At 64.7% G+C, this 20,544-nt stretch carries 15 protein-coding genes; 4 read left to right on the top strand and 11 right to left on the bottom strand.

What is annotated here, in order from left to right; translation table 11 throughout:
* Nucleotides 1–92 precede the first annotated feature (92 nt).
* Nucleotides 93–977, bottom strand: a complete 885-nt coding sequence (locus tag KUV74_RS19960) for an MOSC domain-containing protein (RefSeq protein ID WP_222517180.1) — start codon at nt 975–977, stop codon at nt 93–95.
* An 87-nt stretch (nt 978–1,064) separates the two neighbouring features.
* A complete protein-coding gene (locus KUV74_RS19955) occupies nt 1,065–1,754 on the bottom strand; it encodes an aspartate/glutamate racemase family protein (RefSeq protein ID WP_124804125.1) in 690 nt (229 codons plus the stop codon).
* A 189-nt stretch (nt 1,755–1,943) separates the two neighbouring features.
* Between KUV74_RS19955 and KUV74_RS19950 the strand changes: the two genes are divergently transcribed.
* Complete coding sequence (locus KUV74_RS19950; RefSeq protein WP_108133266.1) at nt 1,944–2,840, top strand: DMT family transporter; 897 nt, start codon at nt 1,944–1,946, stop codon at nt 2,838–2,840.
* A 234-nt stretch (nt 2,841–3,074) separates the two neighbouring features.
* Here the strand turns inward: KUV74_RS19950 and KUV74_RS19945 are convergent, their stop codons facing one another.
* The 6 genes from KUV74_RS19945 to KUV74_RS19920 all read right to left on the bottom strand — a co-directional run bounded on the left by KUV74_RS19945 (nt 3,075) and on the right by KUV74_RS19920 (nt 13,113).
* The gene (locus KUV74_RS19945) at nt 3,075–3,848 is read right to left on the bottom strand and encodes an enoyl-CoA hydratase-related protein (protein ID WP_222517179.1); all 774 of its coding nucleotides are present in this window, start codon (nt 3,846–3,848) and stop codon (nt 3,075–3,077) included.
* Between the two features lie 141 nt (nt 3,849–3,989).
* On the bottom strand, nt 3,990–4,841 hold the full coding sequence (locus KUV74_RS19940; protein ID WP_045992903.1) for a 3-hydroxybutyryl-CoA dehydrogenase: 852 nt from the start codon (nt 4,839–4,841) through the stop codon (nt 3,990–3,992).
* A 143-nt stretch (nt 4,842–4,984) separates the two neighbouring features.
* Entirely contained in the window at nt 4,985–6,613 is a 1,629-nt protein-coding gene (locus KUV74_RS19935) for an acyl-CoA synthetase (protein WP_222517178.1), read from the bottom strand.
* Nucleotides 6,614–6,737: 124 nt separating this feature from the next.
* Complete coding sequence (locus KUV74_RS19930) at nt 6,738–8,522, bottom strand: acyl-CoA dehydrogenase (RefSeq protein WP_222517177.1); 1,785 nt, start codon at nt 8,520–8,522, stop codon at nt 6,738–6,740.
* Nucleotides 8,523–8,734: 212 nt separating this feature from the next.
* Entirely contained in the window at nt 8,735–9,373 is a 639-nt protein-coding gene (gene lolA, locus KUV74_RS19925; RefSeq protein ID WP_222517176.1) for an outer membrane lipoprotein chaperone LolA, read from the bottom strand.
* A 188-nt stretch (nt 9,374–9,561) separates the two neighbouring features.
* Complete coding sequence (locus KUV74_RS19920) at nt 9,562–13,113, bottom strand: DNA translocase FtsK (RefSeq protein WP_315900890.1); 3,552 nt, start codon at nt 13,111–13,113, stop codon at nt 9,562–9,564.
* A 181-nt stretch (nt 13,114–13,294) separates the two neighbouring features.
* Here KUV74_RS19920 and aat point away from each other — a divergent pair, with 181 nt between their 5' ends.
* The 3 genes from aat (at nt 13,295) to infA (ending at nt 15,781) form a co-directional block, all read left to right on the top strand.
* Nucleotides 13,295–14,011, top strand: a complete 717-nt coding sequence (gene aat, locus KUV74_RS19915; protein ID WP_045992907.1) for a leucyl/phenylalanyl-tRNA--protein transferase — start codon at nt 13,295–13,297, stop codon at nt 14,009–14,011.
* 98 nt (nt 14,012–14,109) lie between these two features.
* A complete protein-coding gene (locus KUV74_RS19910; protein ID WP_045992908.1) occupies nt 14,110–14,856 on the top strand; it encodes an arginyltransferase in 747 nt (248 codons plus the stop codon).
* A gap of 706 nt (nt 14,857–15,562) precedes the next feature.
* The gene (infA, locus tag KUV74_RS19905; protein ID WP_013332816.1) at nt 15,563–15,781 is read left to right on the top strand and encodes a translation initiation factor IF-1; all 219 of its coding nucleotides are present in this window, start codon (nt 15,563–15,565) and stop codon (nt 15,779–15,781) included.
* 380 nt (nt 15,782–16,161) lie between these two features.
* On the opposite strand, the gene clpA is transcribed toward infA, so the two are convergent.
* From clpA to icd, 3 genes are all read right to left on the bottom strand, one after another.
* Nucleotides 16,162–18,438: an ATP-dependent Clp protease ATP-binding subunit ClpA gene (gene clpA, locus KUV74_RS19900; RefSeq protein WP_045992909.1), complete on the bottom strand. Its 2,277-nt coding sequence runs from the start codon at nt 18,436–18,438 to the stop codon at nt 16,162–16,164.
* A 204-nt stretch (nt 18,439–18,642) separates the two neighbouring features.
* Nucleotides 18,643–19,029 (bottom strand): ATP-dependent Clp protease adapter ClpS, encoded by a 387-nt coding sequence (gene clpS, locus KUV74_RS19895; RefSeq protein WP_083970414.1) that lies wholly within the window; start codon nt 19,027–19,029, stop codon nt 18,643–18,645.
* Between the two features lie 249 nt (nt 19,030–19,278).
* Nucleotides 19,279–20,535, bottom strand: coding sequence for an NADP-dependent isocitrate dehydrogenase (icd, locus tag KUV74_RS19890; protein ID WP_045992911.1), 1,257 nt, complete (start codon nt 20,533–20,535; stop codon nt 19,279–19,281).
* Nucleotides 20,536–20,544: the final 9 nt, after the last annotated feature.

Here is a 20,544-nt window from a genome sequence, read left to right as displayed (position 1 = left end):
ATGGAGGACGGGAAGGACGGGAAGAACGTGAGAGCATCGAGAAGTCGGACAGCGGCGTCGAGTCGTTGGCCGGCAACGCCGGTGATCAACCGTCAGCTCAGGCTCTCGAGCACGTCGCCCACACGCAGGATGGCCCCCACGCCCTGCTCGACGACGGCATTCTGGCCAAAGAAGGCGCCCTTCCAACCGGGCTGGGTATCCATTTCCACCAGGGTCTTCAACGGTTCCTTGGCCGAGGGCGCCTCACCGCTGCGCTGATCCAGGGTGATGATCTTGCAGCGCTTGCATGGCTTGCGCAGGCCGAGGCGATAGCCGGGCCCGGCCAACGAGGCCCAATCCCGTTCGGCGAAGGGATCACCGCCCGACACCACCAGGTTGGGGCGGAAGCGCTCCATCGGCACCGGCGCCTCCCCCTTGGCTTCCAGCCGCTGGTTGAGCGCCGCCAGCGAGGCCTCGGAGGCGATCAGCAGGGGGTAGCCGTCGGCAAAGGCGGTATGCACCACACCGCGCTCCGCCGGCGGCAGAAACTCGGTCTCTACCCAACGGCGCTGCTCGTGGGGCAGGCGCACCAGCCGCAACCGCCGGAAACGTCCCGCTTCGCCCCGGGGTGCTGGCAAGGACTCTGGCAAGGACTTTGCCAGCGCTTCTGCCAGCCAATTCGCCGCACCGTCGCCTTCGTCCAACGCCTGGCATTCGCTCTGCCAGACCCGCACCCGGCGCACCGCCGCCTTCGGCTCGTCCAATGACAGGACGAGCGGCGCCATCCTGTCGTGGACCAGGCGCAGCGTGTCGGACGACAGTTCGACACCGATGGTCGCCAGGGCGGGGATCTCACGCTGGGTGACGAAACGCCCGTCGTCGTCGACCAGCATCCAGCGCCGATCGAAGGCGAGCCCGCGCTCGGTGAGTTCAGCCCTGGACAGCGCGATGCCGCGCAGCGACTTGACGGGGTAACAGGCGAGAGTGGAAAGCTTCATGGGCATCCTTGCCAGGGGCCATCGTATCAAGTTGGTGGCACGGGCACTGCACGGAGCCAGTACCAGTGCTAATAACCAGTACCAGTATCAGCCTAGCGCCAGTTCGACGGCCCTGCGGGCGTGAATGGCCGTCGTATCATACAGCGGAATCTCGGTGTCGGCCTGAGCGACCAGCAAGGCGATCTCGGTGCAGCCCAGTATCACCGCTTCCGCACCACCGGCCTTGAGCTCTTCCATGATCGACAGCATCACCTGGCGTGACGCCTGCTCGATTTCACCATGGCAAAGTTCATCGTAGATGATCCGGTGGACCTGATCGCGCTGGGCCTTCTCGGGTACCTGTACCTCGATACCGTAGGCCTCGAGCCGGTCCTTGTAGAAGCCCTGCTCCATGGTAAAACAGGTGCCGAGCAGCCCCACCCGCTTGACCCCGTCGGCGATCAGGGCATCGGCGGTGGCGTCGGCAATGTGCAACAGAGGGATATCCACCGCCTTTTCGATGTCTCGGGCCACCTTGTGCATGGTATTGGTACACAGCACGATAAGGTCCGCGCCCGCCTCCTGAACGCGCCAGGCGGCGTCGGCGAGCAGCCCGGCGGCATCCTCCCAGCGGCCCTGATGCTGAAAGGCCTCGACCTCGGCGAAGTCCAGACTGATCAAGGCAATCTTGGCCGAATGATGTCCACCAAGTGCGTGGTTCACATCCCGATTGATGACCTGGTAGTAGCTCACCGTGGACTCCCAACTCATGCCGCCCAACAGCCCGATGGTCTTCATAGCGCCCTCCCGAGGACTTCCCTGGCCCAGTCAGTGTTGCGGTACCGTCTACTTCAGCATACAAGAGTCATCGGTGGCTCACAGCACCCTCACCCTCAACGGCTTTCCTGTTTCGCGCATCTCGCATACTCTTAGCGGGCTAGCAAAAGTGCTACCACTACCTCCACCGTCCCACGACAAGGAATCTCGATGACGGCCTCAGACACCCTCAAGCTGGTCCTGCTGTCGAGCCTGTGGGGACTGTCCTTCATCTTCATGCGGGTGGCCTCGCCGGAGTTCGGCGCCGTCCCGGTGGTGATGATCCGCATGGGGGTCGGCGCCCTGCTGCTGCTGCCCCTGCTGGCCTCACTGCACTACCTGCGCCAGGTGCGCGACAATATCGGACGCCTGGCGCTACTCGGCTTCATCAACCACGTGGTGCCGTTTTCGCTGCTGGCCCTGGCGACCACCCAGCTCGAGGCAGGCTTCACCTCGCTGATCAACGCCACCACTCCGATCTTCACCGCGCTTATCGGCGCCGCCTGGTTCGCCACGCCGATTCGCCGCCGTCAGTACCTGGGTCTGGCGCTGGCCTTCGTCGGTGTCTACGTGCTGTCCGCCGATCGGCTGGACTTCCAGCTGGGCGGCGATGGCTGGTACATCCTGGCGATACTCGGGGCCACCTTCTGCTATGGCATCGCCGGCAACTACTCAAAGACCCACCTCGGCCATCTGCCGGTACGCGTGCTGGCCGCAGGCAGCTGCTCGATGTCCGGGCTGATGCTGCTGGTACCTGGGCTCCTGATGTGGCCGCAGCAAGCCGTCAGCATCGAGGCCTGGGGCAGCGCCCTGGCCATGGCGGTGCTGTCCACCACTGTCGCCTTTCTGCTGTTCTTCAGCCTGCTGGCCAGCGCCGGGGCTACCGCCGCCTCCACCGTGACCTTTCTGGTACCGGTCAGCGCCCTGCTGTGGGGCTATCTACTGCTCGACGAGACCCTGGGGCTGCGCACCCTGGTGGGCATGGCCATCACCCTGGCAGGCACCGCTGTGGCCACCGGCATGCTGTCGCCGGGCCGGGACAAAGCCACGCGACCATTGCCCCGCTAGGCGCCCCCAGAACCTTCGCGCCTGAATGACGAAGCGGCCATGGCGTTCGCCATGGCCGCTTCAGTGCTAGGCGCTGTCCGAAAAGTCGACGAGCGAAGGTTAGACAAGGCAAAAATCGGTGAGACAGCGCAGTTTACGGGGTGTAAATGAGCATGTTGATCCGATTTTTAACGCCGTATTACCGAGCGCAGGCACTTTTCAGACAAGCCCTAGCTGAAGGCTTGTGAAAGGGACTCAGAAGTTGGGCTTGCGCTTCTCGACGAAGGCGCTCATGCCTTCGCGCTGCTCGTCGGAGGCGAAGCACAGGGCAAACAGGCTGGTCTCCAGCGCCAGGGCGCTGTCCAAGTCCTGGTCCATGCCGTCGTGGATCACCTGCTTGGCACTGCGCACCGCGCCGGGGCCATTGCCGGACAACTGCTTGGTCAGGGTGGCGGCGTAGTCCTCGAGCTCGGCCTGGGACATCACCTGATTGACCAGGCCGATGCGCAGGGCCTCCTGGGCGTCGATCTTGCGACCGGTGGTGCAAAGGTCAAGCGCCATGGCCGGGCCGACCCGACGCGGCAGACGCTGGGAGCCACCGAAGCCGGGAATGACCCCAAGCAGTACCTCGGGCTGGCCAAACACCGCGTTGTCGCTGGCCACCGCCCAGTCACAGGCCAGCGCCAGCTCGCAGCCGCCACCGAGGCAGAAGCCGTTGACCAGCGCCACCACCGGCACCGGCAGCGTCTCGAGGCGCTTGATGGTCTTCAGCGCCTGACCGGCGAAGTCGCGCGCCTCGAGCGGGTTCATCTCGCGCATCGCGGTGATGTCGGCACCGGCCACGAAGGACTTCTCGCCGGCGCCGGTGATCAGCACCGCGCGCAGGCCCTCGCGACCTTCGAGCCCATCAAGGATCTCGGCCAGCGCCTCGATGACCTCGCGATTCAGGGCGTTCAACGCCTTGGGACGGTTGATGGTGAGGCGTACCACGCCATCGTTGTCCACCATCTCGACCAGTTGTTCGCTCACGAAATGCTCCTTGTCAGAGTTGTCAGTTGTCGGCGAGGCCCGCCTGGCGTCGGCGGAGCCTGGCGCGTTCGTCACCTTTGGCCCAACCCTAGCGAACGCTTGGTAGGCTCACAAGCCATCCTTTCGGCGCATGCCACCGCCTCAACCGCTGTAGTCGTGAAAGCCGCGGCCGCTCTTGCGTCCCAGATAGCCGGCGTCGACCATCCGCTTGAGCAGCGGGCAGGGACGATACTTGGGATCGCCGAAACCATCGGCCAGCACATTCATGATCGCCAGGCAGACGTCCAGGCCGATCAGGTCGGCCAGCGCCAGCGGGCCCATCGGGTGGGCGGCGCCAAGCTTCATGGCGGTGTCGATGTCTTCGGCGCTGGCTACCCCTTCCTGCACCAGGAAGGCCGCCTCGTTGATCATCGGCACCAGCAGGCGGTTGACCGCGAAGCCTGGGGCGTCGCCGATCGCCACGGCGGTCTTGCCCATGGACTCGGCCAGGGCTTCGACACGGGCCACGGTCGCGTCGCTGGTCTGCTCGGCGCGGATGACCTCGACCAGCTTGAGCACCGGCACAGGGTTGAAGAAGTGCATGCCGACGACTCGCTCTGGCCGCTGGCACACCGCCGCCAGACGGGTCAGCGACAGCGAGGAGGTGTTGGAGGCCAGCACCGCCTCGGGGTTGAGCTCATCGAGCTCCCGGAACAGGCGTTCCTTGAGCTCCGGCGCTTCCGGCGCCGCCTCGATGATCACCCCGCAGTCGGCCAGGGCCTGAAGCGAGTTGACCGTGGTCAGGCGCGCGCGGGCCTCGTCCCGCTGTTCGGCACTCAGCCGTTGCTTTTCCACCAGCTTGGCAAGGCCCTTGTCGATCGCCGCGCTGGCCCGCTCCAGGGCGGCCTCGGCAACATCATAAAGGCTCACCTCGAAGCCGCTTTGCACCAGCACCTGGGCGATGCCCTGACCCATGGTTCCACCACCGACCACACCGATCCGCGTCTCGCTCACTTGCTTTCTCCCTTGATGGATATTTCCCTCGATCATGACACAACCACGCCGCCCCCGGTCACCCCGACGGCGGCGTCTGATGATCTGCTCCCCGCTCTGTCTCGGGCGGGCTTACCCTGCCATCAGCGGATGGCAGGCGGCGATCAGCTCTCCTTGGCCTGCTGACGCAGCACGAACTTCTGGATCTTGCCGGTCGAGGTCTTCGGCAGTTCGGTGAAGACGACGCGCTTGGGCACCTTGAAGCGCGCAAGCTTGCCCCGACAGTGCTCGATGATGTCCTCTTCGGTCACCTCACCGCTGGTGGCCTTGAGCTTGACGAAGGCGCAGGGGCTTTCGCCCCACTTCTCGTCAGGCTGCGCCACCACTGCGGCCTCTTCCACCGCCGGGTGGGCGTAGAGCGCATCCTCGAGTTCGATGGTGGAGATGTTCTCGCCGCCGGAGATGATGATGTCCTTGGAACGATCCTTGATCTCGATGTAGCCATCGGCGTGCCATACTGCCAGGTCGCCGGTGTGGTACCAGCCACCATCCAGCGCTTCCCGGGTGGCGGCCTCGTTCTTCAGGTAGCCCTTCATCACATTGTTGCCACGCATCATGATCTCGCCGATGCTCTCGCCGTCCTTGGGCAATGGCTCCAGGGTCACCGGGTCGGCCACGCAAAGCGCCTCCAGCATGTGCCCACGCACGCCCTGGCGGGCCTTGATGCGGGCACGCTCCTCCAGCGGCAGCTCGTCCCAGGCCTCGCGCCAGGCGCACACCGTCACCGGACCATAGACCTCGGTCAGACCATAGACGTGGGTCACATCGATACCGAGTGACTCCACCCCGGCGATCACCGCAGCAGGCGGCGCCGCCCCGGCGGTGGTGGCCTTGACCGGGTGGTCGATGGCACGACGCTGGGACTCGTCCAGATTGACCAGTCCGTTGAGCACGATCGGCGCGCCGCTGAAGTGGGTCACCTTCTCGTCGGCGATCAGTTCCATGATCTTCTTCGGGTCGACCTTGCGCAGGCAGACGTTGACCCCGGCGTTGGCGGCGATGGTCCAAGGGAAACACCAGCCGTTGCAGTGGAACATCGGCAGCGTCCACAGGTACACCGGGTGATGCGGCATCGCCCACTCGAGGATGTTGCTCACGGCGTTGAGGTAGGCGCCGCGATGGTGATAGACCACGCCCTTGGGCTTGCCGGTGGTACCGGAGGTGTAGTTCAGCGAGATGGCGTCCCACTCGTCTTCGGGCAGGCGGTAGGGGTAGTCGGCGTCACCTTCGGCCAGCAGGTCCTCGTACTCGATCTCGCCCAGGCGCTCGGCCTGGCCCTCGAACTCGGGATCCAGCACGTCGATGACCAGTGGCGGCCTATCGAGGCCCTTGATCGCCTCACGCACCACCTCGACAAACTCAGGGTCCACCAGGATCGCCCGGGTCTCGGCGTGTTCCAGCATGTAGGCAATCGCCGAGGCATCGAGACGGATATTCAGGGTGTTGAGCACGCAACCGGCCAGGGGCACGCCAAAGTGAGCCTCGAACATCGCCGGCACATTGGGCAGCATCACCGACACCGTATCCCCCTTGCCGAGCCCACGACGCTCCAGCGCCGAGGCCAGTCGCCGGCAGCGCTGCCAGGTGGTGGCCCAGTCGCGGCGCGTCTGGCCGTGGACCACCGCCGGCAGGTCCGGATAGACGCTGGCCGCGCGTTCGATGAAGGTCAACGGCGAGATCGCCACGTGGTTGGCCGCGTTGCGCGGCATGCCCTGGTCGTAGATGTTGCTCATTAGACACTCCTGATTGAAGGTCGCATGCGTAGCCACTGGCGGCCTGCGCCTCGCTACGAGGAAAATGACGATGGCCGATCCTGAACAGAAGATAGCCGCCGGTGGACACCGACGGCCAATCGGTTCAGCCAAGCGATACGGAAAGCAGTTCGTCGAAGCCAGCCTCGATGACGCGACGCTGGGCGCGCCCCTCGGGGAGCCACTGGCGCACGGCGAAGTCGGCACAGGCCAGCTTGCGCCGGTAGAAGTCGTCGTTACCGGCGTCCAGCGCGGCCCGGGCGATGATCGCCGCGCGACCCATCTGCCAGGCGCACAGTACGTGGCCGGTCAGCGACAGAAGCGGTGTGGCGTAGGCCTGGATGGCGTCGGCGCCGCGTTCGGCGTCTGCCCCCGCCTCCAGCACCAGGGCCGCACAGGCACGCAGATCCTCGGCACCGGCGGCAAGCTCTGCCCCCAGCGGAGCAAGAGAAGAATGGGCTGACAGCGCTTCGGCGGTGGCCTGCACTTCGTCGATCAGCAGTGACAAGGCCGCGCCGCCATCGCGCTGGAGCTTGCGCCCCGCCAGATCGAGCGCCTGGATGCCGTTGGTGCCCTCGTAGATCGGTGCGATACGCACGTCCCGCAACAGTTGCGCGGCGCCGGTCTCCTCGATGAAGCCCATGCCGCCGTGGACCTGAACACCCAACGAGGCGATGTCCACCGCCTGGTCGGTGGAGAAGCCCTTGACCACCGGGATCAGCACCTCGGCCCGCGCCTGGGCCTCGCGACGGCGCGGTTCGTCCTCATGGTGACGAGCCACGTCGAGTTGCTGAGCGCACAGCAGCGCCAGCGCCCTCAGGGCGTCGGTGCGCGCCCGCATCGACAGCAGCATGCGGCGCACGTCCAGGTGCTCGCCGATGGTGCAGGGCTCGCCTCCGCGGGACGGTGGTGTGCGTCCCTGGGAGCGATCGTTGGCGTAGGCCAGGGCGTGCTGGCAGGCACGCTCGGCGACACCGATACCCTGGATACCGACCTTGTGGCGAGCCTCGTTCATCATCGTGAACATGTGGTTGAGGCCGCGCCCGGCCTCCCCCACCAGATAGCCGACGGCGCCGTCCTTCTCGCCGAAGCTGAGGGTGCAGGTGGGACTGCCGTGGATGCCCATCTTGTGTTCGATGGAGGCACATACCACGTCGTTGCGCTCGCCAAGCGAGCCGTCCTCATTGACCAGGAACTTGGGCACCAGAAACAGCGAGATGCCCTTGTTGCCCTCGGGGGCGTCGGGGGTGCGCGCCAGCACCAGGTGGATGATGTTCTCGGCGGCCTCGTGTTCGCCCCAGGTGATGAAGATCTTCTGGCCGAACAGCCGGTAGTGATAGCCTTCCGGCACCGCGCGGGTGCGCACCCGAGACAGGTCCGAGCCGGCCTGAGGCTCGGTCAGGTTCATGGTGCCGGTCCAGCTGCCTTCTACCAGACGCGCCAGGTAAAGCTGCTGGAGTTCGTCGCTGCCATGGTGAGCCAACGCCTCGATGGCACCCGCGGTCAGCATCGGACACAGGCCCAGCGCCATGTTGGCGCCATGCAGCATCTCCTGCACGCTGCTGGCCACCACCTCGGGCAGCCCCTGGCCGCCACGCTCCTCGGACACACCGATCCCGTTCCAGCCGCCCTCAGCGTAGGCCTGGTAGGCCTCGGCGAAGCCGTCGGGCAGTGTCACGCTGCCGTCTTCCAGCCGGCTGCAGCCCTGGCGATCACCACTGGCATTGAGCGGCGCCCAAACATCAGAGGCGAGCTTGGCGGCCTCCTCGAGCACAGCGTCGACCAGCTCGGGGCCAACCTCGGCAAAGGGGGCCAGGTTCAAGGACTCGTGCTCGAGCATTTCCGACAGCACGAAGGACAGGTCTCGCAGGGGAGCGGCGTAGGGATACATGGGGCACCTCGTGAAAACGATACCCGGGATAGTAGTTTCCCTAGTCGGCTCACACTATTGGGCCAAGGTCGCAGTAGACTTCAGGGTTGATCGGGGACAAGCGGCGTGCTCGATAGCGCACGGTAAGGAGGGAACGGACAGAAAATGGGAGGCCGTGGAAAAGGTGCGGAAGGGAGGCCGCCGCCGAGCGTGATCGGCGGCGGCAGGTGTGATCAGCGGGTCTGGCGAATCACGTCGGTACCCTCAGGCACCTCGAAGCGGTAGCGCTGGTCATCGATGTTGCCGTTCTGCTCGGCATTATCGAAGGCGATGGCGGTACGCTGACCGGTGCTGTCGGTCATCTCCAGCGCCGCCAGCCGCTCGCTGTAGAAGGTCAGGCGCAGGCTTTCGAACAGGGTGTCCGAGGCCTTGGGCTCCAGGGTGAAGGTCTCGGCGGTGCCTTGCTGAGAGCTCTTGACCTCGTAGCTGTCGGTGAGCTCGTTGGCGCTGCCGGACAGCAGCAGAGCCGGGGTGTGGGTGATGCGCTCATCCAGCGGCTGAATGGTGGCCTGCTCGAGATCGGGGTCATAGAGGGTGACCTCATCGCCGTCCGACACCACGATCTGCTCGTAAGGTGCCTTGACCTCCCAGCGGAACTTGCCGGGGCGCGACAGCCACATGTGCCCTTCGGTCTGCTGCAGGCGCTGGCCACTGCCGTCGAGGATCTGCTGCTCGAAGTCGGCGGAATAGGTGTTCAACGGCTCCAGCATGCGGGTCAGGCGCTCAGCGCCGTCGGCCAGGGCGGTGGCGGGAATCGCCAGCGCCAGGGCCAGCGTGGCAAGACCGGAACTCAAGGTAAGGCGTGCGGGCATAGCGTCTCTCCGTCGAAATCGTCGAAATCCTTGTCGCGCCGGAGCGGCTCCGGCGCCGGGAGGATGTCCGTTTGAGTCCAGTATGCCTGGCAAGTTGCCGCTGAACCCGGTCGTGACACCCTCTTGCATGGTGATTACATCCTGACGCGACACTGTCCCCAAATGGAGACAGTGTCGCGCCGATCGGGTTAGCCTGCGGTGGGCGGCGGTGCCAGCACCTCTCGCCCGCCGTTGCTGCCCATGGACGATACCACCCCGGCCATCTCCATGGCCTCGACCAGGCGTGCGGCGCGGTTGTAGCCGATCTTGAAGCGCCGCTGGACCGCCGAGATCGAGGCCCGGCGCGTCTCGGTGACGAAGGCCACGGCCTCGTCATAGAGGGCGTCCTGCTCGGCGTCGCTGTCGTCGCCGGTGCCTTCGGCCTCGAGCCCGGTCAGGGCATCGGCGGAGACACCACCGGAGAGGATCTCGTCGATGTACTCGGGCTCGCCGCGCCGCTTCCAGTCTTCCACCACCCGGTGCACCTCATCGTCGTCGACGAAGGCGCCGTGCACGCGGGTCGGCTGACCGGAGCCCGCCGGCAAGTAGAGCATGTCACCATGGCCCAGCAGGTTCTCGGCGCCGCCCTGATCGAGGATGGTGCGGGAGTCGACCCGCGACGACACCTGGAAGGCCATGCGGGTGGGGATGTTGGCCTTGATCAGGCCGGTGACCACGTCCACCGAGGGACGCTGGGTCGCCAGCACCAGATGGATACCGGCGGCGCGGGCCTTCTGCGCCAGTCGGGCGATCAGCTCCTCGACCTTCTTGCCGACGATCATGAACATGTCGGCAAATTCGTCGATCACCACCACGATGTAGGGCAGTTTTTCCAGCACCGGCGGGGTCTGGTGCATCTCCCAGGGCTGGGGCTCCCATAACGGATCGGCAACCTGGGCACCGGCCCGCTCGGCCTCATCGAGCTTGCTGTTGAAGCCGGCGATGTTGCGCACTCCCATGGCGGCCATCAGCTTGTAGCGACGCTCCATTTCGGCCACGCACCAGCGCAGGGCGTTGGCGGCCTCCTTCATGTCGGTGACCACCGGCGCCAGCAGGTGCGGGATACCGTCATAGACCGACAGCTCCAGCATCTTGGGGTCGACCATGATCAGCCGAAGCTCGTCGGGGGTCGCCTTGAGCAGCATCGAGATCAGCATGGCGTTGACCCCGACCGACTTGCCCGAGCCGGTGGTACCGGCGACCAGCACGTGGGGCATCTTGCCCAGGTTGGCCACCACCGCGGCGCCGCCGATGTCCTGACCCAGCGCCATGGTGAGACCAGAGGCCTCGTGCTGGTAGCGGTCCGAGTCGATCACCTCGCGCAGGCGGATCATCGCGCGATTGGGGTTGGGGATCTCGATACCCACGGTGGGACGCCCGGGTATCACCTCCACCACCCGTACGCTCTTGACCATCAGCGAACGCGCCAGGTCCTTGGCCAGGTTGCTGATCTTGGAGACCTTCACCCCCGCCGCAGGCTTGATCTCGAAGCGGGTGATGACCGGACCCGGCCAGGTATCGACGACCTCGGCCTTGACGCCGTATTCGCGCAGGCGCATCTCGAGCAACTCCGCCATATCGGCCAGTTGCTGCTCGGTGTAGTTGGGCTGATGCGGCTCCGGCGGGGTCAATAGCCTGAGGCTTGGCAGCTCGCCGTCGGGTTCCGGCAGGTCGTCGAAACCGGGACGCTGGCTTTGCAGGTGCTCTACCGTCCACAGCGTCGGGCCGTCGTTGTCGGCGGCCTCACGGGCTTGCTCGGCGGTAGCCACACGTCCTTCGCCCACGCTGTCGTGGCCTCCGCCAACATTCGCGCCCGCGGCGTCGTGACCTGGCTCAGCCCGGGGAGGCTCGGCCGGCGTGCCGGCGTCGCTGCGGGTCGCTTCCTGCTGCACGCGCTGACCAGCGTCCTCAGCAGAAGACGGACGGGGAGAAGAACTGGGAGCCTGGCTCGAGACACTACGCGGCGCCTCATGGGTGGCCGCCAACAGACCGGCACCCGCCCCTGCAGCGATGGCGCCGCCAGCCAGGGCGCCACCATCATCAGGCAGCACCGGCTCGGGGATTTCCTCGGCACGACGCTCCTCTCGACGAGGCTGCGTCTGGTGGCTCGACGGCTCCTCCCCGCGAGCGGGCTCTTCCCGACGCGGCTCCTGTGGAGCGCCAGTCGCCGGCGCGGACGGCGCAGATTCGGACTCCTGAGACGAGCCAGGCGCGGCGGGCGCGGCGGGCGCGGCGGGCGCGGCCCCGGGCGCCTGTGGAGAGCGCGCCTGTTGAGAGCCCTGCGCGGCTGGCGCGGCTTCGGGCGCCTGAGAAGAGCTAGGCGCGGCTGGCGCGGCTTCGGGCGCCTGTGAAGAGCGCGCCTGTGGAGAGCGCGCCTGTGGAGAGCCAGGCGCGGTTTCGGGCGCCTGTTGAGAACCCTGCGCGGCTGGCGCGGCCCCGGGCGCCTGTGAAGAGCGCGCCTGTGGAGAGCGCGCCTGAGCAGTAGGCCCGGCTTCGGGGGCCTCTAAAGAGCTCGGCTCGCTTGCACGTTCAGGCGAAGGCACCGGCGCATCCCTCTCTGCACGCAGCGACATCGGCTCTTCTGCCCTTGCCGCCGAAGGTGCCTCTGCCGCAAAACTGCCGCCCAGGGTCGGCTCTCGCCGCTCTCTGGAAGCCGTGGGCTCCGGGGCCAGGGTCGGCTCTCGCCGCCCGCCCTCAGGTTCGGTGGGACGGGTGTCCCGCGGCGTTGTGGTGCCGTCCTGAACGCTACCTTCATGGCGGCGGCGAGGCGCGGCCTCGGCAAAGCGTTCGGTATAGGCAGCGCCAGGCTCCTTGGCCGACGGCGTGGATTCCGCCACGTCCCAGGGAATATCGGTGTTGCCGTCGTCGCCCATGGACGACCCCGCGGCCTCATTCAGGTCGGTCGGTGTCCCCTTGCCGCGCAGGCGCTGCCACAAGGAGGGCCGGGGCGTCGTATCGCTTTCCTCGCCATCTTCGCTGTCGATCGGCGATGACGCCTTGGCCCTGGGCTCAGGTGCACTGTGCTGGTCGGCGCTCTGCCCTGCGTCGTCCTCGTCTTTAGACGATGCGAAGCGGGACTTGAGCCAGCGTCCCAGCAACAGACAACGGTGGCCCGCCTCGTCCATGACATTGAGCCAGGACAACCCGGTAAACAGCGGCATTCCGCCCAGGATAGCGACAACGGCGAGCAGACCTGTTCCGCCGACGCCCACCAGTGGCCGCAGGGCGCCGACCAGCCCGACTCCGAGGATGCCACCGGTGGAGTATGGCAACACGCTGTCGGGCTGATGGAAGTAGAGCGCCCCCAGGGTGGTGCACCCCAGCAGCAGCAGAATCAGCCCGCCGCAGCGCACGGCCAGGGCGGTCGCATCCCACTCGAACTCCACTCGACGGGAACGGATCAGATACCAGGCGGCAAACGCCAGCATGCCTGGCCACCACAGGGCGCTGATGCCAAACAACGAATACAGCACGTCGGCGAGCCAGGCCCCGATGGGGCCCATCCAGTTGGCCACCGCGGTCTCGGGGCCACTGCTCGACCAGCCGGGGTCCGCCGGCTCGAAGCTGAACAGTGCCAGCAGCAGGAATACGCAGGCAGCCAGCAGTACGATGATCACACCTTCCCTGGCAGAGCCATGCAGACGCAACCCGACCTTGCGGGCGGTCTCCTTGGCGGCTGCCGCCGTCGCGCGCGACGACATGGACTTCTTGTTGGCACTCAAACGGCCTTCCCCTTGCGCCATAACGGCGTCTTCCATCCTTCTGACTGGAGGTCATGATACCGAGCCAGCCGGTGAGCGAATAGGCCCAGCATACCTTGAGCGAAGCGCGGGCTGGGGGCACACTGCCCCATCTTCCACCCGGTATTGCAAAGGGAGCCCCATGCTGCCCTGGCTCAACGAACATCCTGTGACCTTTCCTTCGGTCGATATTGCCCTCGACGACCCGGACGGCCTGCTGGCCGCTGGCGGCGGGCTATCTCCCGAATGGCTGATAGAGGCCTACCGCCGCGGGATCTTCCCCTGGTACAGCGACGACCAGCCGATTCTCTGGTGGAGCCCCGATCCGCGCATGGTGTTGCACCCCGAAGAGCTACGCGTGCGCCGAAGCCTCGCCAAGCGGCTACGCAACGGGGGCTTTCGCGCCACCGCCGACCAGGCGTTCGACGCCGTTATCGACGCTTGTGCTGCACCGCGCAACGATGGTCATGCGTCAGGCACCTGGATCACCGATGAAATGCGTGATGCCTACTGCGACCTGCACCGGGAGGGGGTCGCTCACTCGGTGGAAATCTGGCGTGACGACCGGCTGGTCGGCGGGCTCTATGGTGTCGCCCTGGGACCGGTGTTTTTCGGCGAATCGATGTTCAGCCGCGAGGCCGATGCCTCCAAGATCGCCCTGGTGCATCTGGCCCGCGCCATGGCGGCCGGCGGCGGGCGTCTGATCGACTGCCAGATGCACACGCCCCACCTGGCCAGCCTCGGCGCTCGAGGTATCGCTCGATCAGCCTTCATCGGCTATCTTGAGAGGTGGCTGGATGATCTGGACCGAGACAGCCTGACGACGCCGGCATGGTCATTCACCGGCATCGGTGAATGACCTGGTATCAGAAGGCCATGTATGACGACCACCATTGACACGACCCATACCAACGCCTGATCCATCACTCGATGCCATCCGACAGGGAGACGGCAGCCTTGAGCAGCAATACACCGCGTCAACCCGTACGCGACCTGCGGTTCTTTCTTACTGTGCCGCACGCCTGCAGCTATCTGCCGGGCAAGGAAGCGACCACCCTGTTCCTGGATCCCAAGGAATCCCCGGGACAGGGCGTATATGACGCGCTTACGCTACTTGGCTTCCGTCGCAGCGGTCTGCATCTTTACCGCCCTCACTGTGAAGGCTGCCACGCCTGCATCTCCGTGCGAATCCCGGTAGCGGACTTTAGCCCCAATCGCACCCAGCGACGCCTGATGCGGCGCAATGCCGACCTGACCATCGAGGTGGTGCCGGCGCAGTTCGACTCCCGCCACTACGACCTCTACGCCCGCTATATCTGCACGCGCCACCATGACGGCGACATGTTCCCACCGAGTCACGAGCAGTACCGTACCTTCCTGAGCCTCGATCAGCCCTACGCGAGACTGCTGGAGATGCGCCTGGACGGAAAGCTGGTAGCGGTATCGGCCTTCGACGAGCTGCGCCACGGCTTGTCCGCCATCTACACCTTCTTCGACCCGGACCACAGCCTCGAGCGCCGTTCTCTTGGCACCCAGGCGGTGCTGGCGCTGATCCAGATGGCATCCCTGAAGGGACTTCCCCATGTCTACCTGGGCTACTGGATCGAGGAGTGCCGCAAGATGAGCTACAAGAGCAGCTTCTCGCCCCTCGAGCGCCTGGATGGCCGGCTCTGGCGACGACTGGTACCGATCGACAGCGAGTAACCGCCCAACCCGATAGCTCAAGCACGTTCTCTGCTCTCTAGAGAGCGGCAAAATATCGCTCACCTTGCTGATCCTTGAGAGCTAACCTGCCATCTGCCTTTGCCATCTGCCTCCGGGGATACTGGAAAGCGGCAGAATATCGCGCACTTTGAGGGGCTAGCCTGCTATCAATGGCCATCTGCCTTTGCCCTCTGACTCCGGGGATACTGGAAAGCGGCAGAATATCGTGAGCTTTGAGGGCCGATCAGCCACCTGCCTTTGCCATCTGCTTCCGGGGATACTGGAAAGCGGCAGAATATCGTGAACTTTGCCTATCCTTGAGAGCTAACCTGCCATCTGCCTTTGCCATCTGCTTCCGGGGATACTGGAAAGCGGCAGAATATCGTGAACTTTGCTTATCCTTGAGAGCTAACCTGCCATCTGCCTTTGCCATCTGCTTCCGGGGATACTGGAAAGCGGCAGAATATCGTGAACTTTGCTTATCCTTGAGAGCTAACCTGCCATCTGCCTTTGCCATCTGCTTCCGGGGATACTGGAAAGCGGCAGAATATCGTGAACTTTGCTTATCCTTGAGAGCTAACCTGCCATCTGCCTTTGCCATCTGCTTCTGCATCCGGCAGAATATCGCGCTATCCTGACCACAGTAACGGCAGTGACGCCTCAAGGTCAGGCATCTTTTCGATTTCACCAGCGAGGATTCGCCTATATGGCACGCGAAGACCATATCGAAATGGAAGGCGTGGTCGTCGACACCCTTCCCAACACCATGTTCCGGGTCGAACTGGAAAACGGCCACGTGGTGACCGCCCACATCTCGGGCAAGATGCGCAAGAACTACATCCGCATCCTGACCGGTGACAAGGTCAAGGTCGAGCTGACTCCCTACGACCTGTCCAAGGGTCGCATCGTCTACCGTTCCCGTTGAGAACGGCCGGCGTCAGCGCTTCAGCGCCGACGCTACTTGCCGGTAACGCGCCTTAGCGGCGCGCCCCACCCCACCGGCAAGCGCAGCCCCCTTTCGCAAGACAGCAAGACTCTGGTGCAGCACCAGCCCTGCTTTGCCTGACGCAGCAGGGCGGCACTGCCTCGTCCAAAAGCCGGGCAACGACCCGCTACCGGGGACTCGCACGGCTGTTGCCGTCCAGACCCTGCTGGATACAAACGACGACGCCCCGTCGTTGACGGGGCGTCGCGTAGTTTCACTTCCTGACCAGTCGAAGCAACCAACTTGCTGATAGTCTCAGCAGGCAGGACCAACAGGCAGGCTTCAGGCTTGGCCACACCCCACAAAGCCTGCCTCGACGCTCAAGGCGCGTCGGCCATTTCCACGTCGGTGGACAGGTGAAGCTCTCCGTCCTCCAGACTGACGTGCACCAGCCCACCGTGCTCGGCCAGATCCCCAAACAGGATCATCTCGGCCAGGGGCTTCTTCAGCTTTTCCTGGATCAGTCGAGCCATGGGGCGGGCGCCCATGTCCGGGTCGTAACCCATGGTCGCCAGCCAATCGCGCGCCTCGTCGTCCACCTCGAGCTGCACCCGCTTCTCGTCGAGCTGGGCCTGCAGTTCCACCAGGAACTTGTCGACCACATTGCGTACGACAGGCTTGGCCAGCGACGCGAACTGGATGATGCCATCCAGACGGTTGCGGAACTCCGGCGTGAAGGTCTTGCGAATCGCCTCCATGGCATCGGTGGAGTGGTCCTGGGTCTGGAAACCGATCGAGCGACGCGTCGCGATCTCGACCCCGGCGTTGGAGGTCATGATCAGAATGACGTGACGGAAATCCGCCTCGCGCCCGTTGTTGTCGGTCAGACGACCGTGGTCCATGACCTGCAGCAGCAGGTTGAAGACCTCGGGGTGCGCCTTCTCGATCTCGTCGAGCAGCAGCACGCAGTGGGGCTGCTTGGTGACCGCCTCGGTCAGCAGACCACCCTGGTCATAGCCGACATAGCCAGGAGGTGCGCCGATCAGCCGCGATACCGTGTGCCGTTCCATGTACTCGGACATGTCGAAGCGCAGCAGTTCGACCCCCATGATATGGGCCAGCTGACGCGCCACCTCGGTCTTGCCGACGCCGGTGGGGCCGGCGAACAGGAAGCTGCCGACCGGCTTGTCCGGCGACTTGAGCCCGGCGCGGGACAGCTTGATCGCCGCCGCCAGGCTGTCGATGGCCTCATCCTGACCGAACACCAGCATCTTGAGATCGCGATCCAGGTTCTCGAGCAGCTTGCGATCGGAGCTGGATACGCTCTTCGGCGGAATCCGCGCGATGGAAGCGACCACCGCCTCGACCTGATCGACGTCGATGGTGTCCACGCGCATTTCCGGCGGCAACAGGCGCTGGTGGGCACCGGCCTCATCGATGACATCGATGGCCTTGTCCGGCAGGAAGCGGTCGTTGATGTAGCGATCCGCCAGCCGCGCGGCGCTGTCCAGCGCGGCGTCGGTGTACTTGAGCTGGTGGTGCTCCTCGAAGCGTGAACGCAGCCCCTTGAGGATCTTGATGGAGTCCTCGACCGAGGGGGCCATCACATCGACCTTCTGGAAACGACGTGCCAGGGCACGATCCTTCTCGAAGATACCGCGGAATTCCTGGAAGGTGGTGGAGCCGATACAGCGCAGCTCGCCGGAGGACAGCAGCGGCTTGAGCAGGTTCGATGCGTCCATCACTCCACCGGACGCCGCACCGGCGCCGATCACCGTATGGATCTCATCGATGAACAGGATGGCGTTGGGCAGCTTGCGCAGTTCCGCCAGCAGGCTCTTCAAGCGCTTCTCGAAGTCACCACGATACTTGGTACCCGCCAGCAGCGCGCCCATGTCCAGCGAGTACACCACGGCGTCGCCGATCACATCGGGCACGTCTTCCTCGACGATGCGCTTGGCCAGGCCCTCGGCGATGGCGGTCTTGCCGACGCCGGCCTCACCGACCAGCAAGGGGTTGTTCTTGCGCCGCCGTGCCAGAATCTGCACCACCCGCTCGAGCTCGTGATCACGCCCGATCAGGGGGTCGATCTTGCCCATGCGGGCCTGCTCGTTGAGGTTGGTGGCAAAACCGGTCAACGGATTGCCGCCGGCCTCGCTGCCGGCTTCCTCGGCGTCCTCGGCCTCGGGAGCCGCCGAAGACGGGCTCTGGCCGTGGCCGGTGACCTTGGAGATCCCGTGGGCGATGTAATTGACCGCATCGACCCGTGCCACGTTCTGCTGCTTGAGGAAGTAGACCGCCTGGCTCTCCTGCTCGGAGAAGATCGCAACCAGTACGTTGGCACCGGTCACTTCGCTCTTGCCAGAAGACTGCACGTGGAACACGGCCCGCTGAAGCACTCGCTGGAAGCCCAGCGTCGGCTGGGTCTCGCGCTCGGTCTGGTCTTCCGGAATCAGCGGGGTGGTGGAATTGATGAAATCCTGCAGGTCGGACCGCAGCTTGTCGAGATTGGCCCCACAGGCACGCAGCACATCTGATGCTGAAGCATTATCCAGAAGCGCCAGCAACAAGTGCTCCACGGTCATGAACTCATGGCGCTTGGAACGCGCCACGGTGAAGGCCGTGTTCAGGGTCAGTTCAAGTTCTTTGCTCAGCATGGCAGTCCCCTTCTCGCCGCATAGGGCTTGCATCGGATCTTTTGTGGTCCGGCACCATCAACATCGGGTACAAATGGCGCCGTTGCAAGTTCTTCGTCAACGCAGCAGCCGTCTCTCGTTAACGCGGGGCCGGCTTGTGCGGATCTGTGACCACTCGTCGCCGCCAGCGGCAGCACTGTCAGGGCGATCCGATATCGACCCGTCTCAGTCCGCTGCCTCGATATCGCTCAACAGCGGATGCTGGCACTCTCTCGCATACTCGTTGACCTGATGGCTCTTGGTCTCGGCGATGTCATGGGTAAAGACACCGCAGGTTGCCTTTCCGTGGCTGTGGACCGTCAGCATGATCTGCACGGCGGTCTCGCTGTCCAGATGGAAGAAGGTCTGCAGCACCTCCACCACAAACTCCATGGGGGTGAAGTCGTCGTTATGCAAGACAACCTTATACATGGGTGGCCTGGCCACCTCGGGGTCAGCCTCCTGGGTCGCCAGGTCACCGTCATCCTGCTCGCCCGGCTCACTGGGCGGACGGGTCATTCCGGCGAAGGGGGCACGGATCCAGACAGGATCCTCCTCTCTTGCGTTGAACATAGGCCTCACACTGTCAATCGGGTGCCTGCGCCCACCCGCGTCGAGCATTGGACGTCGGCGGCGCGGCAGGGTTCCGTTCCGTCTCCCATTATCGGAAATCCGACGGACGCTTTCACGCAAAAAACGTACAAAGCAAAAAGCCCCCGCCCGAGCGGGCGAGGGCCTTTTCAGAGCGCCGCGATGAACAGCCGGTACGGGCGATAGCGATCACCTGCACCAGACGCTGTCATCGGACGATCGGTACGTCGCTTACATGTTGTCGGCGACGGCCTGACCGAACTCGGAGCACTTGAACAGCGTGGCGTTTTCCATCAGGCGATGGAAGTCGTAGGTGACCTCGCCCTTGCTGATGGCCTTCTCCACGCCCTTGAGCACCAGATCGGCGGCCTCGACCCAACCCATGTGGCGCAGCATCATCTCGGCGGAGAGGATCAGCGAGCCCGGGTTGACCTTGTCCTGGCCGGCGTACTTCGGCGCGGTGCCGTGGGTCGCCTCGAACATGGCGGTGGTGTCGGAGATGTTGGCGCCCGGCGCGATGCCGATGCCGCCCACTTCCGCCGCCAGTGCGTCGGACAGGTAGTCACCGTTCAGGTTCAGGGTGGCGATGACGTCGTATTCGGCCGGACGCAGCAGGATCTGCTGCAGCATGGCGTCGGCGATGACGTCCTTGACCACGATGTCCTTGCCGGTCTTCGGGTTCTTGAAGGTCATCCAGGGGCCGCCATCGAGGAGTTCGGCGCCGAACTCTTCCTTGGCCAGCTCGTAGCCCCAATCCTTGAAGGAGCCTTCGGTGAACTTCATGATGTTGCCCTTGTGCACCAGGGTCAGCGACTCGCGGTCGTTGTCGATGGTGTACTGCAGGGCCTGACGGACCAGACGCTTGGTGCCTTCGATGGAGACCGGCTTGACGCCGATGCCACAGTTCTCGGGGAAGCGGATGTTGGTGACACCCATCTCTTCACGCAGGAACTTGATGACCTTGTCGGCTTCCGCGGTACCGGCCTTCCATTCGATGCCGGCGTAGATATCTTCGGAGTTCTCGCGGAAGATGACCATGTCGACGTCGGCAGGCTTCTTGACCGGGCTCGGCACGCCTTCGAACCAGCGCACCGGGCGCTGACAGACGTACAGGTCCAGCTTCTGGCGCAGCGCCACGTTCAGTGAACGGATGCCGCCACCGACCGGCGTGGTCAGCGGGCCCTTGATGGAAACGATGTAGTCCTTGACCGCTTCCAGGGTCTCTTCCGGCAGCCAGGTGTCCGCGTCATAGACGTGGGTGGCCTTCTCGCCGGCGTAGACTTCCATCCAGTGGATCTTGCGCTCGCCGTTGTAAGCCTTCTGCACAGCGGCGTCGATGGCGATCTTCATCGCCGGGGTCACGTCGACACCGATACCGTCACCCTCGATGAAGGGAATGATCGGATTATTCGGTACGTTCAGGCTGTTGTCGGCGTTGGCGGTGATCTTTTCGCCGCCCTCAGGGACGACAATTTTCTGGAAACCCATTGAGAACTC

The organism is Halomonas sp. DP1Y21-3, assembly GCF_019801245.1.
GTDB classification, from domain to species: Bacteria; Pseudomonadota; Gammaproteobacteria; order Pseudomonadales; family Halomonadaceae; genus Halomonas; species Halomonas litopenaei.
This window is presented reverse-complemented; position numbering and strand designations above follow the sequence as displayed.